At 72.8% G+C, this 5,111-nt stretch carries 3 protein-coding genes; all 3 read right to left on the bottom strand.

All coding sequences use genetic code 11. The features are described 5' to 3' along the window. Nucleotides 1-66: 66 nt before the first annotated feature. Complete coding sequence (locus FM076_RS26945) at nucleotides 67-1,218, bottom strand: inositol-3-phosphate synthase (RefSeq protein WP_173873480.1); 1,152 nt, start codon at nucleotides 1,216-1,218, stop codon at nucleotides 67-69. A 181-nt stretch (nucleotides 1,219-1,399) separates the two neighbouring features. Further along, on the bottom strand, nucleotides 1,400-2,743 hold the full coding sequence (locus FM076_RS26940) for a ThuA domain-containing protein (protein WP_173873479.1): 1,344 nt from the start codon (nucleotides 2,741-2,743) through the stop codon (nucleotides 1,400-1,402). 13 nt (nucleotides 2,744-2,756) lie between these two features. Further along, a partial coding sequence (locus FM076_RS26935; protein ID WP_173873478.1) for a PQQ-dependent sugar dehydrogenase occupies nucleotides 2,757-5,111 on the bottom strand: 2,355 nt, incomplete at its 5' end.

Raw genomic sequence — 5,111 nt, 5'->3', positions numbered from 1 at the left:
GGGCACGGTGAACAGCGGCGGAGACGCGCAGCAGTTGGGCCCATGCGGCGGCCCGCTCCCGCCGCGTCACGCGGCGCCCCCGTCCCTGGCCGCCGCCAGGCGGTCGGCGAGGGCCAGCAGGGCACGCCACTGGCCCGGCAGGTCGGCGGGCCCGTTGTCGGGGTCCTTGAAGTAGAAGCCCAGCCCCTCGACCGGGCCGGTGAGGCCCGCCTCGTCGGCGCGGGCCAGCAGGCGGGCGAGGTCGAGGACGAGCGGGGCGGCGAGCGCGGAGTCGCAGCCCTGCCAGATCGTCTGGAGGACCATGCGGGAGCCGAGGAAGCCGTCGAAGGCGATGTGGTCCCAGGCGGTCTTCCAGTCCCCCATCGCGGGGACGTCGTCGATGTGCACCTCGCCCTGGGGCAGGGTGCCGAGGTTGTCCGCCAGCACCCTGGCCTTGCCCGCGTTCTTGGCCGCCGCCGCGGCCGGATCGGCGAGTGCCGCCCCGTCACCGCCGCCGAGCAGGTTGGTACCCGACCACGCCCGGACTGCCAGCGCGCGCTGCGCGAACATCGGGGCGAGCACGGACCGCAGCAGTGTCTGCCCCGTCTTGCCGTCCCGTCCCGCGTACGGCACGCCCGCGGTGCGTGCCGTCCCGGCCAGGCGGGGGTGGTGCAGTCCGGTGGAGGGGGTGAAGTTGGCATACGGGCACCCCGCGCGCAGGGCCGCCGCCGCGTAGCGGGAACTGGGCGGGAGCGGGTCCTCGTCGTCGGCCGGGTGCGGTTCGGTGCTGGCGACGTTGACGACGACGGTGCGGGCGAGGCCGTGGGCGCGGGTGAAGGCGCGGATGTCCTCGGCGCAGGCGGCGATGAACTCCTCCTCCCCCGCGCCCGGTCCGGACTCCGCCACCGGGCGGATCCGCGCCTCGGCGGCGGCCAGTTCCGCGCCGAGTGCGGACGGGAGTCCGTGCGGCAGCACTCCGGCCTCCGCCAGGGCCTCCGCGCGCTTGGGGAGGGGGCAGCTGGCGGTGTCGTGACCGCCGAAGACGAGGGAGTCGAGCGGTGGGAGTGCGCTGCCCTCGAACGGGGGTGTCTCCGTGACCAGGCCGACGGGCGGGTGCAGCCCCGCGGCCAGCGCTGCCGCTCCGGTGAGGGTGGTGGTGGCGACGGAACCCCTGGCGCCGATGAGCCACACCCCGGTGCGGGGCACTGCGCCGACGGGGTTCTCTCGGTTGTCGGTCACGGATGTCCTTCCTGGCTGGTGCTGGGTGGTGCGGTGCGGCCGAAGTGCGGCTGGGGCGCGGCCGGGGCGCGTGCGAGCGGCTCGGCCGCGCGGTGCGTGCGCAGTGGGTGTGCGGTGGGGTGCGCGGTCCCGCGCCCCCACCGCCCGCACGCCCACCGTCCGCCCGTGGTGGCGCGGGGCCTCAGTCCAGTTGCCGGATGCGGACGTTGCGGAAGGCCACCTCGTCCCCGTCTCCGTGGTTCTGCAGGCCCACGTGCCCGTCCGTCAGGCTGCGGGCCGGATCGGTGTTGGTGTAGTCGTTGACGAGCACCCCGTTCAGGTACACCCGCAGGCGCTCGCCCTCGACCCGGATCTCATAGGTGTTCCAGGTGCCGGGCGGGTTGAGGGCCCTGTCGCGCGCGGCGAGGTCGGCCGACTGGAACCCGTAGACCGAGCCCGTGGTCTTCTCGTCCACGTCCGTGGCGTCGATCTGGATCTCGTAGCCCTTCTCCACGGCCGACCACGGGTCGTCGGAGGCGGGGAAGCCGACGAAGACACCGGAGTTGTCGTCGCCGTCGGCGCCCGCCATCCGCCAGTCGAGCTTGAGGGAGTAGGAGGAGAACGGGCGCCGCGCGTACCACAGCAGGCCCATGCCGCCGCGGCTGGTGAGCGTCCCCTCGGCGCTCTCCTCGAAGGAGCCGGGCCCGGCCTGCTTCCAGCCGTCGAGTCCGTGGCCGTCGTACAGCGGTGTGTACCCCGTCTCGGGACGGCAGTCGGCCCGCACCGCGCCGGTGGCGTACCGGATGCCGCCCAGCAGGTGCGCGCGGAAGGCGGGGTCCGCGTACGCCTCCTCGGTGTGGCCCGCGCCCGTGTAGAAGGCGCGCCCTCCGGCGTACTCCTGGCACCAGGCCAGCGGGTGGTCGGCGCCCATGGTGCCGCCGGTGTAGGAGCCCTCGTCCAGGGTGGCCAGGACGTGGGCCCGCTCGCGCGGGTTGGAGCGGTAGTTGTACCACTCGTCGGTGCGCTGCCAGCTGTCGCCCAGGTGGGCGGTGGCGGGATGGCCGCGGTCCTCGACCCGCACGGTGGCGGGCTGGATCGCCGGGTGGGAGGCGAAGTAGGCGCCGGCCAGGCCGCCGTACCACTTCCAGTCGTACTCGGTGTCGGCGGCGGCGTGCACGCCGACGTAGCCGCCGCCCTTACCGATGTACGCCTCGAAGGCCCGCTGCTGCCGCCCGTCGAGCACGTCTCCCGTGGTGGAGAGGAAGACCACCGCGTCGTACCGTGCCAGCTTCCTGGGGGTGAACGCGGCGGCGTCCTCCGTGGCGTCCACGCGGAAGCCGCCGTCCGCTCCCAGCTGCCGGATCGCGGCGATGCCGTCGGGGATGGAGTCGTGGCGGAACCCGGCCGTCCTGGAGAAGACGAGGACCCTGCCCGCCTTGTCGCCGTCCGGCTGTGCGGCGGCCTGCTGCGGCACCGCGAAGGCCCCGGCCAGCAGTGCGGCCGCCGCCGCGGTGAGGCGGGCACGGCGCGTGCGTCGCCCGGTCATGTCTCCCCTCCTCTCATCCGGTGGTGACGGTGAAGCTGTCCAGGTCGAAGAGCGCGCCCCCGCCTCCGGTGAAGACGAGGTAGAGCTTGTCGGCGCCCTCGGGCGCACCGCTGACGGCGGTGCTCACCTCGCTCCAGCCGCTGGTCGCGGAGACCTTCGCCGTGCCCAGGAGAGGCCCGTCCGGGGCGTCGGCGCGGACCTCGACGGTGCCGTCGGCCTTGCCCGCCACACGGGCCGTCAGCTTGCTGACCCCGGCGGGCGCGTACGGGTCGTAGGCGATCCACTGGCCGTTCTTCACCCCGGTGACGGCCTTGCCGCCCTCGGCCCCGGCCACGTCGCCCTTGGTGACGCCGTCGGCGGCGGCGGTGAAGTGCTCGGCCTGGCGGTGCTCGGGCTGCAGGACGCTCTGCCCGTGGCCGGTCAGCGAGGGCTGGCCGTTCGCGCCGCTGTCGGTGTAGGAGGCGTCGAGGACACCGAAGATGTTGGCATCGGGGTCGTGCTCACCGTCGGCCTGGGTCTTGAGCGTGCCCTCGCAGCCCTTGGCCGAGGTCATGGGGTGGCCGTGGCTGTCGTGACCCAGGATGTAGTTGACCTCGACCCGGGAGCAGTCGATCCGCGGCTCCTCCGGGTCGGTGACCCGCACCTCGAAGGGGATCTCGTCGCCGAAGGAGAACGGCGTCCCGTCGGCCGGGAGCTTCAGCCGCACCTTGGGGGCGGTGTTGCCGACCGTGACGTGGACGCCGGCGGAGCCGGTGCGGCCCGAGGCGTCCTGGGCGGTGACGGTGGCGGTGTAGGTGCCGTTCGCCCGGTAGGTGTGGGTGGGGTTCGCCTCGGTGGAGGTGGCGCCGTCGCCGAAGTCCCAGCTCAGCTTCAGGGCGTCGCCGTCCTGGTCGCTCGCCTCGGAGGTGAAGGCGACCTCGAGCGGCGCCTGCCCGTCGCGCACGTCGCTGCCGGCCTCGACGACGGGGCTGTGCCCGTCGGTGGCGTTCTCGATGCGGTAGAGGGCGGAGTTCTCGTCCCCGTTGAAGTAGCCGGTGCCGTAGTCGAGGACGTAGAGCGCGCCGTCCGGGCCGAAGTCCATGTCCATCACCTGGGTGCCGGTCCACGGGAAGTCGTTGATCTTCGAGACCTCGCCGTCCGCGCCGTGCTCGATGCGCTTGATCCACTTGCGGCCGAACTCGCCCGCGAAGAAGTCGCCGTCGAAGCTCTTGGGGAACTTGGCCGGGTTGGTGTTCTTCGCGTCGTAGCGGTAGACGGGTCCGCCCATCGGGGATTCGGAGCCGTCACCGAACTCGGGCACCGAGGGCCCGTTGTAGGTGATCCAGGCGGCGTGCGCGGGCGGCAGTCTGGTCAGTCCGGTGTTGCGCGGGGAGGTGTTGCGCGGCGCCGCGCAGTCGAACTTCTCGCCGGAGGTTTTGGTGGCGAAGTCGTAGTCGGTGTAGGCGTCGTTCTCGCCGGTGCAGTACGGCCAGCCGTAGTTGCCCGGGCGCGTGACGCGGTCGAACTCGACCTGTCCCGCCGGGCCGCGCCGCGGGTCGGCGGCGCCCGCGTCGGGGCCGTAGTCGCCGACGTAGACCGTGTCGGTCTTCTTGTCCACGGTCATCCGGAACGGGTTGCGGAAGCCCATCGCGTAGATCTCGGGCCGCGTCTTCTTCGTGCCCTTCCGGAAGAGGTTGCCCTTCGGGACGGTGTACGAGCCGTCGCCGCGGACCTTGATGCGGAGGATCTTGCCGCGCAGGTCGTCGGTGTTGCCCGCGGAGCGCTGGGCGTCGAAGGCCGGGTTGCGGTCGGCGCGCTCGTCGATCGGGGTGAAGCCGTCCGACTGGAAGGGGTTGGAGTCGTCGCCGGTGGACAGCAGCAGGTTGCCCTTGGAGTCGAACGCGATGTCGCCGCCCACGTGGCAGCAGGTGCCCCGGTTGGCGGGCACGTCCAGGATCTTCTTCTCGCTCGCCTTGTCGAGCGTGCCGTCCTTCTTCAGCACGAACCGCGAGAGCCGGTTGACGCCCTGGAACTTCTTGAAGTCCTCGGCCGTCCCGGTGTCCGGCGCGTCCCCGTCCGGGGTGTTCAGCTTGGGCGCGTAGTAGAGGTAGACGAACCGGTTCTTGCCGAACCGCGGGTCGACGCCGACCCCTTGGAGCCCCTCCTCGTCGTGCTTGTAGACGTCGAGGGTGCCCGCGACCTTGGTGTCGCCCTTCGCGTCGGTCAGCCGGAGCGTGCCTTCGCGCGCGGTGTGCAGGACGGAGCGGTCCGGGAGCACCGCTATCGTCATCGGCTCGCCCGTCTCCTCCACGCCCTTGGCGAGCGTGACCTGCTGGAACTCGTCCGCCGCGGCGGCTGGGGCCGCGCCCGCGCGGCCGGTGTGGCCGGC

This window comes from Streptomyces albus subsp. chlorinus (assembly GCF_013302895.1).
Taxonomy (GTDB): domain Bacteria; phylum Actinomycetota; class Actinomycetes; order Streptomycetales; family Streptomycetaceae; genus Streptomyces; species Streptomyces chlorinus.
This window is presented reverse-complemented; position numbering and strand designations above follow the sequence as displayed.

What these genes read in the sequence shown, in the direction of transcription:
- FM076_RS26940 (WP_173873479.1), bottom strand. Translation starts at nt 2,743, where the DNA reads ATGACCGGGCGACGCACGCGCCGTGCCCGCCTCACCGCGGCGGCGGCC.